Annotated in this window: 14 protein-coding genes; 5 read left to right on the top strand and 9 right to left on the bottom strand. The window is 38.5% G+C overall.

The annotated features are described in order from the left end of the window. The first annotated feature begins 47 nt into the window (after window positions 1-47). Window positions 48-2,969: an FAD-binding and (Fe-S)-binding domain-containing protein gene (locus ACOQO5_RS02385; protein ID WP_420580078.1), complete on the top strand. Its 2,922-nt coding sequence runs from the start codon at window positions 48-50 to the stop codon at window positions 2,967-2,969. 11 nt (window positions 2,970-2,980) lie between these two features. On the opposite strand, the gene ACOQO5_RS02380 is transcribed toward ACOQO5_RS02385, so the two are convergent. Next, entirely contained in the window at window positions 2,981-3,775 is a 795-nt protein-coding gene (locus tag ACOQO5_RS02380) for an arylamine N-acetyltransferase family protein (protein WP_420580077.1), read from the bottom strand. A gap of 12 nt (window positions 3,776-3,787) precedes the next feature. Further along, complete coding sequence (locus tag ACOQO5_RS02375) at window positions 3,788-4,522, bottom strand: ion transporter (protein ID WP_420580076.1); 735 nt, start codon at window positions 4,520-4,522, stop codon at window positions 3,788-3,790. 120 nt (window positions 4,523-4,642) lie between these two features. Between ACOQO5_RS02375 and ACOQO5_RS02370 the strand changes: the two genes are divergently transcribed. Beyond that, complete coding sequence (locus ACOQO5_RS02370; protein WP_420580075.1) at window positions 4,643-5,551, top strand: SDR family oxidoreductase; 909 nt, start codon at window positions 4,643-4,645, stop codon at window positions 5,549-5,551. A 5-nt stretch (window positions 5,552-5,556) separates the two neighbouring features. Here ACOQO5_RS02370 and ACOQO5_RS02365 read toward each other — a convergent pair whose 3' ends face one another. Further along, a complete protein-coding gene (locus ACOQO5_RS02365) occupies window positions 5,557-6,285 on the bottom strand; it encodes a DUF547 domain-containing protein (RefSeq protein WP_420580074.1) in 729 nt (242 codons plus the stop codon). A 138-nt stretch (window positions 6,286-6,423) separates the two neighbouring features. Here ACOQO5_RS02365 and rpoN point away from each other — a divergent pair, with 138 nt between their 5' ends. Continuing rightward, a complete protein-coding gene (gene rpoN / locus ACOQO5_RS02360; RefSeq protein ID WP_420580073.1) occupies window positions 6,424-7,851 on the top strand; it encodes an RNA polymerase factor sigma-54 in 1,428 nt (475 codons plus the stop codon). Beyond that, complete coding sequence (locus tag ACOQO5_RS02355) at window positions 7,851-8,459, top strand: PA-phosphatase (protein ID WP_420580072.1); 609 nt, start codon at window positions 7,851-7,853, stop codon at window positions 8,457-8,459. The genes rpoN and ACOQO5_RS02355 overlap by 1 nt, the downstream gene beginning before the upstream one ends. Here the strand turns inward: ACOQO5_RS02355 and ACOQO5_RS02350 are convergent. From ACOQO5_RS02350 to ACOQO5_RS02330, 5 genes are all read right to left on the bottom strand, one after another. Beyond that, window positions 8,456-9,202, bottom strand: a complete 747-nt coding sequence (locus ACOQO5_RS02350) for an outer membrane beta-barrel protein (protein WP_420580071.1) — start codon at window positions 9,200-9,202, stop codon at window positions 8,456-8,458. The two genes, ACOQO5_RS02355 and ACOQO5_RS02350, sit on opposite strands and share 4 nt — an antisense overlap. A gap of 89 nt (window positions 9,203-9,291) precedes the next feature. After that, complete coding sequence (locus tag ACOQO5_RS02345) at window positions 9,292-9,969, bottom strand: tyrosine-protein phosphatase (protein WP_420580070.1); 678 nt, start codon at window positions 9,967-9,969, stop codon at window positions 9,292-9,294. Window positions 9,970-10,029: 60 nt separating this feature from the next. Next, entirely contained in the window at window positions 10,030-12,360 is a 2,331-nt protein-coding gene (locus ACOQO5_RS02340; RefSeq protein ID WP_420580069.1) for a polysaccharide biosynthesis tyrosine autokinase, read from the bottom strand. Window positions 12,361-12,363: 3 nt separating this feature from the next. Next, complete coding sequence (locus ACOQO5_RS02335; RefSeq protein ID WP_420580068.1) at window positions 12,364-13,059, bottom strand: polysaccharide biosynthesis/export family protein; 696 nt, start codon at window positions 13,057-13,059, stop codon at window positions 12,364-12,366. Between the two features lie 134 nt (window positions 13,060-13,193). After that, window positions 13,194-14,315, bottom strand: coding sequence for a glycosyltransferase family 4 protein (locus ACOQO5_RS02330; protein WP_420580067.1), 1,122 nt, complete (start codon window positions 14,313-14,315; stop codon window positions 13,194-13,196). 144 nt (window positions 14,316-14,459) lie between these two features. On the opposite strand from ACOQO5_RS02330, the gene hflX reads away from it, so the two are divergent. Next, entirely contained in the window at window positions 14,460-15,629 is a 1,170-nt protein-coding gene (gene hflX / locus ACOQO5_RS02325) for a GTPase HflX (protein ID WP_420580066.1), read from the top strand. Here the strand turns inward: hflX and ACOQO5_RS02320 are convergent. Further along, window positions 15,626-16,207 (bottom strand): FISUMP domain-containing protein, encoded by a 582-nt coding sequence (locus ACOQO5_RS02320; protein WP_420580065.1) that lies wholly within the window; start codon window positions 16,205-16,207, stop codon window positions 15,626-15,628. The genes hflX and ACOQO5_RS02320 overlap by 4 nt on opposite strands. Window positions 16,208-16,415 lie beyond the last annotated feature (208 nt).

Here is a 16,415-nt window from a genome sequence, read left to right as displayed (position 1 = left end):
ATCTAAGGTAAACACGATTATGTTGTTAAATCCATAATTTTGTCGCCATGGAAAGTGCACTAAAAGGATTGGCAAAGAGGCTCGAAGGAGAGCTATACTGGGATGAAACATTACGCAAGCTTTATGCTACTGATGCTTCAGCCTACAGAGAGATGCCATTGGCTGTGGCACTTCCTAAGACCAAAGCTGATATTAAAGCCCTTATTGCATTCGCCAATGAACAAGGCACCAACTTAATTCCAAGGACTGCTGGAACGTCTTTGGCTGGTCAGGTGGTGGGTAGTGGTATAGTTGTAGACGTTTCCAAACACTTCAATAAAGTTCTGGAAGTCAACGAGAATGAAAATTGGGTAAAAGTACACCCAGGTGTAATTCGTGACGACCTGAATAGACATTTGAAACCCTTTGGTCTGTATTTTGGGCCAGAGACTTCTACCGCCAATAGAGCCATGATCGGAGGTATGGTGGGCAACAATTCCTGCGGCTCCAATTCCGTGGTTTATGGCAGCACCAGGGAGCATCTGATCGAAGTTACGGGTTATTTATCGGATGGTAGCGAAGTTACTTTTTCCAGTCTTTCGGCGAATGAATTTGAGGAGAAACTGAAGCTTCAGACTCTCGAGGGTGAAGTCTATCGAAATGTACAGGAAATGCTTTCCTCTAAAGCACATCGAGCAGAAATAGAAAAAGAATTCCCAAAGCCTTCGATCCCAAGAAGAAACACAGGATACGCCATAGACCTTTTGGCCATTAATCAACCTTTCACTGAAAGCGGCGAACCATTTAATTTCTGTAAACTGGTAGCAGGTTCCGAAGGTACTTTAATGTTTATCACTGAAATCAAGGTGGGTACAATTCCTGTTCCGCCAAAAGACAAAGCACTGGTTTGCATTCACTCCAAAGATGTGAATGAATCGCTATTAGCTAATCTGGTAGCACTCAAATATGGACCCCATGCTTGTGAATTGATCGACCACTATATTCTAGAGTGTACTAAAGAGAACATCGAGCAACAAAAAAATAGATTTTTCATTGAAGGTGACCCTGGAGCCATTTTGGTGGTTGAGTTAGCTGCGGGCAATGAAGAAGACTTGGACAATCTGGTCTTGGACTTGATAAGTGACTTGAAGAAGGAAAAATTGGGCTACCATTTTCCTGTACTTAAAGGAGGTGATGTGGGCAAAATTTGGAATTTGCGTAAAGCTGGCCTGGGCTTATTAGCCAATATCCCTGGGGACGCCAAAGCTCAACCTGTCATCGAGGATACGGCAGTAGACGTTAATGATCTCCCTGCTTATATCAAAGAATTCAACGAGACCCTTGACAAGTACAATATGAGCTGTGTGCACTATGCCCATGCGGGCTCTGGTGAGTTGCATTTGAGACCTATTCTCAATCTCAAGACCGAAGAAGGCCATAAAATGTTTAGAGTGGTCGCTGAGGAGATTTCTAAACTGGTAAAAAAGTACAAAGGTTCCTTGAGTGGAGAGCATGGTGATGGGCGTTTGAGAGGCGAGTTTATCAAGGAGCAAATTGGCGAAAAAAACTATGAGTTACTCAAAGAGATAAAAAGGACGTGGGACCCCAAAGGGATTTTCAATCCCGGAAAAATCACCGATACCCCCCCTATGGACTCTTGTCTGCGCTATACTGCAGATCAGAAAGATGATGAGATCAAAACTTATTTCAATTGGGATAAGAATCAAGGTGTTCTTCGCTCAGCCGAGTTGTGTAATGGCTCCGGAGACTGTAGAAAGTCCGCGGGTAGTGGAGGTACCATGTGTCCAAGCTACATGGCTACTCAAAATGAGAAAGATACCACCAGAGCCCGTGCCAATATCCTGAGAGAAATCCTTACCAATTCTGATCAGGCGAATAAATTTGACAATGAAGAAATCAAAGAGGTACTGGACTTGTGCTTATCCTGCAAAGGCTGTAAATCCGAGTGCCCTTCCAATGTAGATATGGCTCGCCTTAAGGCTGAGTTTCAGCAGAATTACTATGATGCAAATGGCTTGCCCATCCAGACCAGAATGATGGGAGAGTTTGCGACAAATATGAAGCTGGCTTCTAAAGTTCCTTCACTTTACAATTTTGTATTTGGCAATAAACTGACAGGTGGAATAGCTAAGGCTGTAATGGGTGTACACCAAGACCGTTCCATGCCTCCTATAGCTAACCGAACCGTGAGCAGTTGGTATAATGCAAAAAAAGGAAAGTTATTGAGTAGACAGTCAGACAAAAAGGTCTACTTCTTTTGCGATGAATTTACCAATTACTTGGATGCCGAAATAGGGATTAAAGCTATCAAACTTTTGGGCAAGTTGGGATATAATGTTGTCATACCTGAGCACAGAGAATCTGGTCGGGCATTGATTTCTAAAGGCATGGTGAAAAAAGCCAAAACGATTGCCGATCAAAACGTAGAGTTGTTGAGCGATTTGGTGTCCAATGAGGTGCCCTTGATTGGTGTAGAACCTTCTACGATTCTGACTATCAGGGATGAATATCCAGACTTGGTGAATGATCAATGGAGAGAAAAAGCTAAAGCATTGGCTGATGCTTCAATGACTATAGAAGAGTTTTTGGCTCGCGAAACTAGAAGAGGAAATATCAAAAAGACGAATTTCTCGCGCGAGCAACGAAATTTGAAAGTCCATGGACACTGTCATCAAAAAGCACTGTCTTCTATTCAAACACTAAAGGACACACTTTCCATTCCAGAAAATTACAAAGTGGAGGTAATTTCTTCAGGCTGTTGTGGTATGGCTGGTTCCTTTGGGTATGAAAAAAATCACTACGAGGTTTCGATGAAAGTGGGCGAATTAGTACTGTTTCCTACGGTAAGAAAAGCTCCATCGGACACCATCATTGCCGCGCCGGGTACCAGCTGTCGTCATCAGATCAAAGATGGCACAGGCAAAATTGCCAAACATCCGGTAGAGGTACTTTGGGATGCATTGGTCTAAGGCATTCTGAATTATTGAATACCAAAGTGCTCTTTGAGCTTCACACGAAATTCGTCAAAATTCAAGATGTTTTGTTCCTCTTTTTTCCCAGCTATTGTAGTGGTCAGTTTTGAGTCTGTCAGGGTGATTCGACCATTGGGGGTAGCGCGCGTGATCATTTTTTTCTTTCTGAAATGTGAATTTTCATGAGTTTGATGATAATCGCACATATCAATAAACTCAATGAGTTGTCTTTCCTTGTCTGAAAAAAGGTATTTTGGTTCAAAGTCTATTGAATTCTCAGAAAGGAGAATAATATATTCTTCATCAATGGTTTTATCAATTCTGAAATATCGGTTGAAGTCCATTTGTATCTGCCCTGGTTGTAACAATTGAGGCTGTAAAAAAAGATCACCAAAACCCACATCTACCAAATAGACTTTGTCTTCAAAATATACAAGAATAGCCGCATGCTCAAATGGCAAACCCCATTCACCATCTTTGTAAACCTGTGCAGAAATGAGGTGACAGGTAAATCCTAGTTGAGAAAGCAAGTGGTAGAATAGGCCATTCAACTCAAAACAAAATCCACCACGCTTGTTAAGGACTATTTTGGTAAATAATTTTTTAACATCCAATATGATTTGATTGCCCAAATGAATGTCAAGGTTTTCGAAAGGCACATGGAATACATGGTTTCTGTGTAGTGTTTTCAGATACCGAAGGTTTGGTACTCTTTCTCGTGGACATTTGATGCGCTGAAGATACAGATCCACGTCTATTTTAGGCAACTTCGACTGATTTCCTAAAGTGTCAAACGGAGCCATTTTTCTTGTGTTTTATTTATTGAGTTGATCAATTTTACTGGTCATCAAGTCTATCTTTTGCTCTAGAGACTCTACCTTTTCTTTGAGTTGGTCAATGTTCTCCTGGATGTCCTCATCTTCGATGAAGTAGTCTGTAATCGTACCGGTCAGTGTAGAAAACATGATCATTCCCAATAGAATTAGTGCAACGCTCAGGAATTTTCCTTCGACCGTCACGGGCGGAATATCCTGTAAAAACCCCACAGTAATGGTGGTGACAGTCGTCCACCAGAGGCTGTCCGACATGGAGGTAATATGTGGATTGGCATGTCTTTCGAGATGATAAAAGCTAAGCGTAAAAAATAAGATGATCATTCCGCTAATGAGCATCAAATTTCTAAAAGTATTGAAACTGTTCTTTCTGCTAAAGGCATTGAAAATGTACTTGGCAGATCGCAGTACTCTCAGGATTCTAATTACTCTGACAATTCTACCCATTCGAAGGGCTTCGATTGTAGGTATAGAAGATACTAAATCTATCCAGTTGCCCTTAAAGTATTTCCATTTGTCGCTTGCTCTAAAGAAACCATTAAAAAAATCATACAGAAAAAGCATGCAAATGCTAAAATCTATCCAAGCCAAAATTTTCTTTAGCTGTGGCGGATAATCAACAATAGTCCCGATGTATAGCTCGATAACCACATAGATAGAGAGGATGAGAAGGACAGATTGAAACCGCGATGATTTTTGGTACTCTTCAGTTTCCATTAGGTCAAAATATGATTTTGTAAAATGATGGTCAGTCTTGAGGCACTTAGGCGAATATAAAAAATATTTAATTTTCTATGTTTGCAACAGCTTATCAATACGTTAACTTTTCCATTTACGATGAAAGTACTGATCACAGGATCCAATGGTCTATTAGGACAAAAATTAGTCAAGCTTTTACTAGACCAAGGCGTAGACTTTGTGGCTACCTCACGAGGAACTAATAGAATTGACTTTTCGGCTCGTCGTTTTGAATATTGTGAATTGGACATTTCCAATCAGAACGAGGTCGATGAGGTGTTTGGAAAGTATGAGCCAGATGCTGTGATAAATACTGCAGCTATGACGAATGTAGACCAGTGCGAACAGGAGCAGGCAAATTGCAGAAAGTTGAATGTGGATGCTGTAAAATACTTGGTTGAAGCTTGTGAAAGACACCGTACTCACTTTATTCATCTATCCACTGACTTCATTTTTGATGGAGAAAACGGGCCATATAAAGAAGATGATCAGGCTAACCCTATAAGTTATTATGGGCAAAGTAAACTAGATGCAGAGCAAATTGTAAAAGCTGCGAAATGCAATTGGTCCATCCTTCGCACGGTGTTGGTTTATGGCATTACTCCAGGTATGAGTCGTTCAAACATCATTCTTTGGGTAAAAGAAAATCTTGAAAACGGGAAGCCACTCAAAATAGTGGATGACCAGTGGAGAACACCAACTTTAGCCGAAGATTTGGCGATGGGCTGTTTTTTGACTGCAATGAAGGGTGCCTCTGGAGTATTTAACATTTCTGGTGAGGAAATGCTCACACCTTTTGATATGGCGAAAAGGACAGCAGAATATTTTGAGCTGGACTTCTCTCTAGTTACCAAAGTGGATGCAAGTACTTTCTCCCAGCCTGCAAAGCGTCCACCTAAAACTGGTTTTATTTTAGACAAGGCCAAAGAGGTATTGGGCTATGAGCCTCACACCTTTGAGGAAGGGATAAAAATACTAGATGAACAAGTTAGGGAAATGACTGAATGATATTTTCACTGCTCATTCAAACTCCAATCATAATCCATGAATGAAGTTTTGGCTTTTTTGCCAATTTCCACTGAAGAGTATTGATTTAAGAAATCTATCAATGTTCCATTTTTACGGAAATCACCACCGTACCAGTTGAAAATTTTCGAGAGTTCCAATCGGTCTGTACTGATTTTGTTTTTGCTGGTGTTGGCCAAGAAGGATTTGGTTTGATCCGTGAGCTGAGCATCAAGTCGACTGGCTTCATAAGCTTCGTTGAGCAATTTTGGACAAGACACCGCTGCGCATACCAATGCAAAGTGAATGCGTGGCTCTTCAAAATTCTTACGAATTATGCCATGTTCAATATTGTTGAGTGAAAGTTCTTTGTCATTTACTTCAAAGCACTCAATGTCCCAAGGCGTATTCACAAAAGGAATTTGAATGGAGGAGCCAATATCTTTGATGCTCTTGACAGGGTAGTACTTTAAAATCAATTGGATAGTCAGTGCATTATAAGTGTTTATCCAGTACGTCAGTTTTTCGTCGTTACTCCAAGAATCTGAAGGTGCATTTTGCTTTAGCGTTTCCAAATAGCTATTGAGTTTTTGCTCGTCGCTTTTGAAAGCCCTGTAATTAACCCCTCCATCACCGTCTACATGTTTTTTGAGTAAGGCATCAAATGTCTCATGTGAGGGTTGAGCTTTAACCGGAACTGTCGATATTAAAATAAGTAGTACAAGAAGGTATTTCATGGTAAAAAATTTATAGATACTGAGCTAACAAGTATCGTGCAGATAAAATTCCGTTGATCAAATTAATAATAAGACAGCGTATCTTTTTGTTAAAAAGAATAAATTTGACCTCATACAACTCGTGCAAAATAGTAGCCAATGCAAAATTTAAGTTTAATTCAGTCTTTAGGCCAGAAGCTGTCGCCACAGCAGATTCAGTTTATCAAACTGCTTCAGGTACCTACCGCCGAATTGGAAGCTAGGATTAAGGAGGAGTTGGAAGTGAACCCTGCACTAGAAGAAGGAAAAGAAGAGACTACAGAAGAGCAGACAGAAGAGACTGCTGAGGAAGTGAGCGAAGAGCTAGACATTGATGATTATCTAAATGAAGATGACTATGCAGGCTATAAAATGCAGGGCGATGGAAATGGGCAAGAAGAAGAGCGAGAAATGCCTATATCCTCAGGGTCATCATTGCAAGAACAGCTGATCGTTCAGCTTGGATTTGAAAAGCTCGATGAGAGACAGAATCAGATTGGACTGCAACTACTTGGTAGCATAGAGGCCGATGGTTATATCAGAAGAGACCTGGAGGCAATTATGAATGATTTGGCATTTTCGCAAAACATAGAGACTACAGAGGAAGAACTCGAAGAGATTTTATACAAAATTCAGACTTTTGATCCTCCAGGGATTGCTGCAAGAAATCTTAAAGAATGCCTACTAATCCAACTGGAAAAGCGTGATGATCATTCTGAGGAAAATCAATTGGCTCATAAAATTATCTCTAGTTGCTTTGACGAGTTCACCAAAAAGCACTACGAGAAGATTCAAAAAAAGCTAGGTATTGATGATGAGCAACTGAAAGAAGCGGTACAGCTGATCACCAAATTGAACCCAAAACCAGGAGGGATTACGGATGGGCTGGTCAAAACACAGTATTTGATGCCCGACTTTATTCTGACGAACACAGATGGTAAATTGGACTTGACTTTAAATGCAAGGAATGCTCCAGAGTTGAGAATTAGCAGGTCATACGCAGACATGTTTCAGAGTTATCACAAGAGTGATAAAAAGGACAAGAAGCTGAAGGAGACGGTTTCATTCGTGAAGCAAAAGCTTGATTCTGCCAAGTGGTTCATCGACGCTATTCGTCAGAGACAAAATACTTTGCTCAACACGATGAACGCGATCATAAAATATCAATATGATTTTTTTCAAGAAGGGGATGAGAGTAAGTTGAAGCCTATGATTTTGAAGGATATAGCTGAATTGATCAGTATGGATATTTCTACTGTATCCAGAGTAGCCAACAGCAAATCCATTCAAACCGAGTTTGGGATTTATCCATTAAAATATTTCTTTTCAGAAGGGATTGCTACAGATTCAGGGGAGGATGTAAGCAGCCGTGAGGTAAAACAAAAACTGAAGAAACATATCGAAGAGGAGGACAAGACTAAGCCTTTGTCAGATGATAAATTAGAAAAATTATTGAAAGCAGATGGCTATAATATCGCTCGCAGAACAGTGGCCAAATACAGAGAACAACTTAATCTACCTGTAGCAAGACTGAGAAAAGAACTGTAGTGGCAGATAGAATAAATACTTTTATTTCTTTCATTTTTCATCCGCTGCTCATGCCGTCGATGACATTTTTAATCTTGTTTTGGCTTATGCCAGATTTGATCAAGCCGCTTACTTTAGTTACCCTACCATTTTTATTTATAACTACTTTTTTGATTCCTCTTTTAAGTATTTCTATGCTTAAATTTTCAGGATCAATATCAAGTTTTAAGCTAGAAAATAGACGAGAACGCATCATGCCATTTTCTTTTGTGTCAATATTTTATGGCTTAACGACTTACTTGTTTGTATTTAAGATCCAAGTCAATGAAACCATTGCCATCATCTTAGTGTCAACAACGGTATTAATTCTGGCTTTGACGGTAATTACCTTTTGGGTAAAGATTAGTATTCATGCTGCAGGAATGAGCGGAGTGGTGGGTTACTTTTTAGTCTTTGGGCTAAAATTTCCAAACAGCCAAGCCATTTATGTTTTGCTTGTTTTGCTTGTCGCAGCAGGGTTAGTGATGAGCGCGAGACTTCAGTTAAATGCCCATTCACCAAGAGAAATATTGGCCGGTACAGTTACCGGCTTAGGTATTTGTTTCAGTTCATTGTACTGGTTTGTTTAGAGCCCAGTCAAAGAAACTCCAATGGTTGAATAAACCATGTCTGACGTACCCGTAGGTCCACTACTTGAAAAGACATTAGTAAAGTAGGACTTGTAAAACACACTAAAACTTCTATATCCTAACCTTGCAGAAGCTCCGAGTCTGATGGTATTAATGCCAAAATCATTTTTTTGCTTGTCTTTCATTTTATTTCCATACTCATCGGTATACTTTATTTTGGTTTTAGAGTCAAATCTAATGGCGGCAGATCCTCCAACGGCTAGGAATAACCCATCCTTTTTTTCATTGCCATTAAAATTGAATCTTACTTCTAGTGGTATTTCTATATAGTTTATAGAAAATTGATTTTTCTTTAGACTAGAACCAGGAATCGTATCAAATTCTATACTCACATTACCGTTAATGTCTTCCTGGTAAGAAGCAACAGCCATGTTTTTGTTGTGACCAAATTTTTCTAAACTAACTCCTATGCCAGGTCGTAACTCAAACTTCTTTGAAAACTCGAAAGGCTTTACAAAATAGATACCAAAAGATTTTGACCTCCACCAATGATATGGCATTGTCTCAGGTGTATCGGAAGTAAGGTTAAATCCAAAATCCACCATGATTTGACCTGGTAATTCAGGAGTTTTCTTTTTTACTTCTTCAGTTAACTGTGCTTGGCCAGCATGGCTGAAAGTCAACAATAAAATTACTAAAAAGGGAAAAATATTTTTCTTCATCATGTATCTGCCGTAGAGCATTCTAATTTTTGGACTGGCAAAGATAGATTAATTTTCAAATTAAAGACTCTGAGGTAAAATTATCTCAGCGACTGATTTTGCCAACATTGTCATAATGTAGAATTTAGTAGTGGCAGTTGCCTGCATCTTTGGAATAATTTCGATTTGATGGCCTTTTTTACTTCTGCTAGGTGTTTGTGGTTGTGTATATCGGAAGCTAGAAAATGAACTTGACTGGTATCTATTAAGTATCGAGCTGTTTTTTGTGCTTCTTTGGAGTAATACCCAGTCAATGAACTGATATTGATTTGCATAAATAAGCCAAGAAAATTCAAACTGTGGATCAACTCCTTATTGTTTTGCAAATAGGCATATCTTTCTGGATGAGCTAATATCGGTTTGTAACCATTGGCTTGAAGGGTGAATACTATTTCTTCCAAAAAAAGAGGCTTGTTCATGAAAGGAGTTTCAATAAGAATATACCCGTTGCCGAAGGATAAAAGATCTTCCTTGGTTTCAACTTGTTTGGCAAATACATCATCCAAATAATACTCGGCTCCGGCTTCTATGGACATTGAAATATTATTTTCGGCAAGTAGCTCATTTAGTTTGGCTACTCCTGCACGGATTTTATCCGGTGTGTTAGGGTAATAGTTTTGTATTATATGCGGAGTGGTAATGATCTTTTTGTATCCTAACTTACATAGTTGACTCAGAATTTCTAAGGACTCGTCCCAAGTCTTTACTCCATCATCAATATCAGGAATTAGATGGGAATGAAGATCCACCTCAAGAAAGTTAGATGAAGGTTTTAGCCAATTAAACAATTTACTTAGCTTTTAATTTATTCAATCTTCATAATAGCCATATCCATAACCGTATCCATAAGATCCTTTGCCGGATTTGACTCCATTGAGTACTACGGATAGGTGCTCAAATTTATTATTTGATATAAGGCTGTGTACAGATTTGAGGTATGATCGCTTAGAATAATCAGCCCGAACAACGTAAATGGGCAAATCTGCCTTTTTCATGACAAGTATGCCGTCTGTTACCAAACCTACCGGGGGAGAATCAAGGAAAATTACGTCATAAGTTTTTTTCAAAGTTTCAAGGAACTCATCAAATCTTGGGCTTAGCAGTAACTCTGAGGGGTTAGGCGGCATTGGTCCGGCAGAAATGAAATGTAGATTTTCAAGTTCCGATTCTTGAATACAATCTTCTACCTTCTCTTTTCCAATCAAAATAGTACTCATACCTTTTTGAACTTCGTCCGATTCAAATGCGATATGAACTTTAGGTTTCCGCATGTCTAAGTCCACAATGACTACTTTCTGTCCGGCATAAGCGAAGACAGCCCCTAAATTGACAGCAATAAAAGTTTTGCCTTCCCCGCTTACGGTAGAGGTAACTGAAATCAGCTGATTTTTGCCAGTAGTGGCCATAAACTCCATATTTGTTCTTATCGAACGCAGTGATTCACTTATGGATGACTTAGGGTTATTGGTGACTATAAGTTTGGAGTTGGCTAGCTTCTCTTGTTTGTAATTTGGAATCAGGCCAAGGATTGGTGCGTGCATTATTTTTTCTAACTCTCTCTGACTAGTGATTTTGTCATGTAGCAAAAATTGAATGGCAACAAAGAAAATACTTAGCACCAACCCAGCGACGAACCCTAATCCATATATCAGCAATTTCTGTGGGTGGATAGGGATGCTTGACACAGCTGCAGGAGATAAAATCACAAAATTGGTGACCGTACCAGCACGTGCAATTTCCAATTCTATTTTACTCTGAATGAGAGAGAAATAAAACTCTTCCTGAAGTGTATATAGGCGTCTGTTTTTGTTGTATGAGGTGCCCATGGACGGCAATTCCACAAAATTATTCTCCAATATGGAGCGTTTCTGATTAAGCTCCTTTAAATCTTCAACTAGATTGTTCTTATAGGCGATTAAACGGTCGTTGGCTGAATTTTTTGCGATTTCAATTTGTTGATCCAGCCGTTTAATGACTTGGGTATTTTCATTGTACGAATTGAGTTTCAGGGCTCTTTCATTCACCAAATCATTATAGCTATTGATGAGATCAGCTATTCTTGCAGGCATTCGAAATATGCTCACGGGCTGTTGATTTCTGAAATTTTCACCTACAATATCTACTTCTGCTAGATGTTCGCGCATATTGTAGCGTTGAGAATCAAGTTCATTGAGGAGAGCAATAGTTTTGGTCAAATCACTAGAAAGGTCTGTGGTTCTATTTTGTATCGTGAATTTTTCAAAGTAATCTTCGTACTCTACAAGTTCCTTCGAAGTCTTCGCCATTTGAGTTTCTAGAAATTTGATTTTTTGCTCAACGGCTTGATTCTTAGCATCCTTAGTAAATTCCAGATATATTGTATCGATTGCTGCCAGTAAATTCCTTGCCTTGGTTTGGTTAAAATCTGAAAGGGATATTTTTATAGTGTTGGCATTGAAATTAACAGGTTCTACAGTGACGTGAGAAACCAAGTAATTTATTATCGAAGATTTACTGTTTATCACAAAATAGAAATCAACCAAATCTTTTTGTTCACTGAAGTAGCTGGTTTTTTCGACAATGAAGCTAAAGTCTTTTGTGATTATTTCTTTCCCGAATTTTTGTATGTCACCTATTTGCCCTCCCATTGCTGCGCATGAAAGGTAAAAATCTGAATCATTGATTATTTCAATGTCGAACTGTTTGTCTTCGATGTTTTGATTCTTCAGGTCGTATATAACCTCAAAGGGTGAGTTGCCATATCTTTCATCTACCAGGTGACTTCTTCCAGGATGATAGTATGAGATGTCCATGCTGACTGCATCAGCAACTTTGCTGAAAAATAACCTAGACCGCAAAATTTCTATTTCACCGGCAAGCCCTTTGATGTCTTGTTCGAGCGGGTTTTGAAGGCCTAAGAGATTAGCATCATTTTTTATATCGAGTTTGAGAATGGATTCTGCACTATAAATGGGTTTTGTGTATCGAATGTATAAATATGAAAGAGTCATTGTAGTAATGAGTATTCCAATCACCCACGGCCAAACAGAAACAAATACTTGTCTAAGTTTTTCGATATCAAAATTGTCAAAAGGCCCATCTTCACTTTGAGGTTGATGTCCTTGTATTTCTTGTGGAATATGTACGTTTCTCGGATTCAAAAACTATAGATTCTGTAATACTAAAACAAGTGCTAGGGTGCTACTCAGAAGGCTTAAAATTGGTGCAATATCCTTAGTGCCTTCTATGAAAGGTCTCCTCCAAGGCTCAACGTAAATGATATCTCCTGGCTCAATTTCCAACATGGATTGTTTCATTCCAGATACAGTTGACAAATCTATTTGGTATACTTCTGGGTTTGATAGATTGCCTCGAATGACTTTAATATTTTGTGATTTTGATCCCATATCAAGACCACCAGCCATTGCTAGAATTTCTACCAATGAAACATTTTCGTTAGTCAAAGGAATGATTTGACCATTAATCTCTGTTGCTCCTAAGACAACAACTCGCTTATTATTGAAAGTCAGCTTGACGAATGATTGTTTGTAATATTCATCATATTTCTTTTGAAGCATTAACTCAGCTTGATCTAATGTCAAGCTATCTATTTTAACCTGACCGACAATTGGAAACTTCACAGTTCCATCTGTCTTTACCAAGTAGTCGAATGCTGGTTTGTTTTGCATACCCTGCATATTCTGCTGCAATTCATTGTTGGGGTCTACAATTCTTTCCCCATCATTTGTGAATACCTCCAAAGACAACATATCATCTACCTGAATGACATAGTTTCTTTCTGCTTGATTCACCACCGTTGAAAGATCTTGCGCTGTAAAATCATCATCTAGTTTAAACATGATGTCCTGTTTATATGCCTTGCAGCTGACCAGAGAAACAACGATGGCGAAAGAAAAAATAAGAGAGTTAAACCTTTTCACTATGAGTAGTTTGGGGAAATTCCATTCAATCGGTAATATAAAACAGAACAAATTTATTCATTAGGTATTTGTTTCATAATATTTGATAGATGTTTTAAATATTGATTGATCACAATTTGCTCATCAAATTTGCTTTCTACTATAAGTCTGCTTTTGCTACCCATCAATTGGAGATCTGTATGAGGCTTTTCACAAATGGCTATCATTTTGTTTGATAAATCTGAAGAGCTCTTGACATCACATAAATATCCATTTTCATTGTCTTCAACAATTTCCCGACATCCAGGTACGTCTGTGGTTACAATTGACCTACCCAAAGCAGCAGCTTCCAAAAGCGTACGGGGGGTCCCTTCTCTATAGGAAGGTAGGACTATACAGTGAGCAGATTGAATAAAAGGCTTAACATCATCTGTTTCTCCAAGGTAATCTATAATACCACTTTCTTTAGCAAGTTCTATTGATCTTTTAGGAATACCCCGAACGTGACGCTCGTCTAATTTACCCATTAGCTGAATGGTAACATCTGGAAACTTTTTTTTCACCAATCTAGCTGCTTCTAGATACTCGTTCACTCCTTTGTCCACGATTAATCTGGATATCATCAAGAATGTAATTGCCGTTTGGTTGGGCATTGGGCTTGGCGCAAATTCTGTCAAATTAATTCCTGATCCTGGCAGCAGGTCAGTTTTTAATTCAGGCAGCTTTACTTCTGAAAGGAAATCTTCTCGATCGTTTGCATTTTGAAAGAATACGATTTGGGCTTCTTTGAAGGCTTTTTTATACAATTTTTTGGCGGCAAACGAAGCGACACTTTTAGAAAGAAATACTGTGCCTAATCCACTTACATTATTAATCACCGGAATATTCAATGAACTTGCAGCCAAGGTTCCATAGATATTTGGTTTTACCGTATAGTGTAAAACCACATCGGGTTTTATCTCTTGATATATCAATTTTAATTGTCTGAGTAATGATAAATCCTTGAATGGATTAGAGCCTGTATTGTCTATTGAAATAGGAACAAAATTGCAACCGGCTTCTTTCAATTTTTCGGAATAATCATCGATAGGTGCAATCGCAAAGATTTCATTTCCATGGCTGATTAAACTATGGATCAATCCCATGCGAAAGTTGTAAATATTCCAAGAAGTGTTAATCGTTATGGCGATTCTCATGGGCAAAAACGTAAAGAGCATAAGTGATAAATGCTTTATCAAATATATTAGTCTATAGGTTAAGCCAATAAATTGATCGACGAATATTCAATATTCCTTGATGGAAATCCTATTTATTGAACAATTTTGCAAAAACCGATAGGAATGGGCGATTATTACGAAACTAGAAAAGAAGTAGAGAAAGCAGTACTTGTTGCGCTATCACCAAATAGACAATCTGATGAAAAGACTGAAGAATACTTGGATGAATTGGAGTTTCTTGCAGAGACACTTGGTATTAAAACCAAAAAATCATTCGTCCAAAAATTGGATAAGCCTGACATTAGAAGTTTTGTAGGAAAGGGCAAGCTCGAAGAAATAATCACCTATGTCAAGGATCAGAAGATAGATATTGTGATTTTTGACGACGACCTTTCTCCTTCTCAGCTCAGAAATCTAGAGAAAGAACTTGAAGTCAAAATATATGATCGTAGTCTGCTTATTCTAGATATTTTTCTAAAAAGAGCTCAAACGTCACAAGCGAAAACGCAGGTAGAACTAGCGAGATATCAATACCTAATGCCTAGGTTAACTCGAATGTGGACGCACCTTGAACGACAGCGAGGAGGAACAGGAACTCGTGGAGGAGCGGGCGAAAAAGAAATTGAGACGGATAGACGGATGATTCGTGATCAAATTTCAGTTTTAAAGAAGAAACTGATTAAGATTGATAAGCAAGGAGAGACGAGAAGAAAGTCGAGATCGAATGTAGTGAGAGTTGCTTTGGTTGGCTATACCAATGTGGGTAAATCAACCATAATGAATATGCTGTCGAAAGGCGATATATACGCTAAGAATGAATTGTTTGCTACAGTGGATTCTACAGTTAGAAAAGTAGTGATTAACACCATTCCATTTCTTTTATCAGATACAGTAGGATTCATACGAAAGCTACCTCACAATTTAATTGAATCTTTTAAGTCGACCTTAGATGAGGTAAGAGAAGCAGATGTTTTGCTACATGTTGTAGATATTTCTCATCCATCTTTCGAAGAGCACATGCAAGTTGTGAATGATACTTTGCAGGAGTTAGGGGCTGCTGATAAGGAAACAATTGTTGTGTACAACAAGATTGATCAGCTTACTTCACCTGGTGAGGAGGACAATTTTGATTTCGTTGCGGGAATTGATACGACGTCAAAGAATAAGACAAACATTTTTATTTCAGCCGTAAAGAAGACCAATACGGCTGAATTCAGAAAGGTGATTTTTGAGAAAGTCAAAAACCACCATATGAAAATTTATCCAAATTATTTAGCTCCGGAATACTATTAGTAGTCCTTCACACAGCGGCAGCTGTTCATGTTTCTTGCACTGATTACATCATGCGCTACTTCATCGTAGTCTGCATAAAGAGAAATCAAACCGGCAGTTCTTTTGTTGCCAATCTCGGCGTCCCATAAGTGAGCGGTTTTTCCGATGTCGCTAAACTGTCCTTCGACATTTGAAAAACCGGCCATTAAAATATTCAAATTGCTAACGCCTCCTTCTTTGAGTTCCTTGGCAGCAGTTTTATATCCACCATAGTTGAGCATAAGTTCCTGCCATTCAAGTTGTGTAGACAAATGCCAACCATCTGGGCAAGCTAGTTTGGCATCCACCCAATTATAAAGTCTTCCAAATTTCCCGCAATACGCTGGATAATTTTTGTAACATACTGAACCCTCAGTTTCATAATTTAAGTTTTCTGCCATCCATTCTCTTTCAATGAAAATGCCACCTTCCAGCTCGATTCTCATTACAGCTGTTTTATATGTTTTTCCATCTCTTGGGTCAGTCATAGAACCCATCTCTTGAGCAAATGCTCCAAAGGAAAGTGAAAAAATGGTAAGTAGAGTAAAGATTCTTTTCATGTTCGATTCATTAAGGTTTAATCGAGGATTCGTTAATTATTCTTAAAATAATACAAAATTGGCTATATCCGACCAAAAATATAAAAATTCTATGACTCGGCCTCATTTTGCAAATCTTAAACATTGTATTAAATTTAACAAATATCCATGCTAAATGGAATTATCTGCTAATGAGGAGGTTATATATAATTTAAAACTAAAGAATCTA

The sequence above is a fragment of the Reichenbachiella sp. genome (genome assembly GCF_965223055.1).
Lineage (GTDB): Bacteria > Bacteroidota > Bacteroidia > Cytophagales > Cyclobacteriaceae > Reichenbachiella.
The sequence above is the reverse complement of the archived record's forward strand: the minus strand, read 5'-3'. Positions and strand labels throughout refer to the sequence as shown.

Coding starts and splice junctions, on each gene's coding strand:
- ACOQO5_RS02385 (WP_420580078.1), top strand. CDS start 48: ATGGAAAGTGCACTAAAAGGATTGGCAAAGAGGCTCGAAGGAGAGCTA.
- ACOQO5_RS02380 (WP_420580077.1), bottom strand. CDS start 3,775: ATGGCTCCGTTTGACACTTTAGGAAATCAGTCGAAGTTGCCTAAAATA.
- ACOQO5_RS02375 (WP_420580076.1), bottom strand. CDS start 4,522: ATGGAAACTGAAGAGTACCAAAAATCATCGCGGTTTCAATCTGTCCTT.
- ACOQO5_RS02370 (WP_420580075.1), top strand. CDS start 4,643: ATGAAAGTACTGATCACAGGATCCAATGGTCTATTAGGACAAAAATTA.
- ACOQO5_RS02365 (WP_420580074.1), bottom strand. CDS start 6,285: ATGAAATACCTTCTTGTACTACTTATTTTAATATCGACAGTTCCGGTT.
- rpoN (WP_420580073.1), top strand. CDS start 6,424: ATGCAAAATTTAAGTTTAATTCAGTCTTTAGGCCAGAAGCTGTCGCCA.
- ACOQO5_RS02350 (WP_420580071.1), bottom strand. CDS start 9,202: ATGCTCTACGGCAGATACATGATGAAGAAAAATATTTTTCCCTTTTTA.
- ACOQO5_RS02335 (WP_420580068.1), bottom strand. CDS start 13,059: ATGTTTAAACTAGATGATGATTTTACAGCGCAAGATCTTTCAACGGTG.
- ACOQO5_RS02330 (WP_420580067.1), bottom strand. CDS start 14,315: ATGAGAATCGCCATAACGATTAACACTTCTTGGAATATTTACAACTTT.
- hflX (WP_420580066.1), top strand. CDS start 14,460: ATGGGCGATTATTACGAAACTAGAAAAGAAGTAGAGAAAGCAGTACTT.
- ACOQO5_RS02320 (WP_420580065.1), bottom strand. CDS start 16,207: ATGAAAAGAATCTTTACTCTACTTACCATTTTTTCACTTTCCTTTGGA.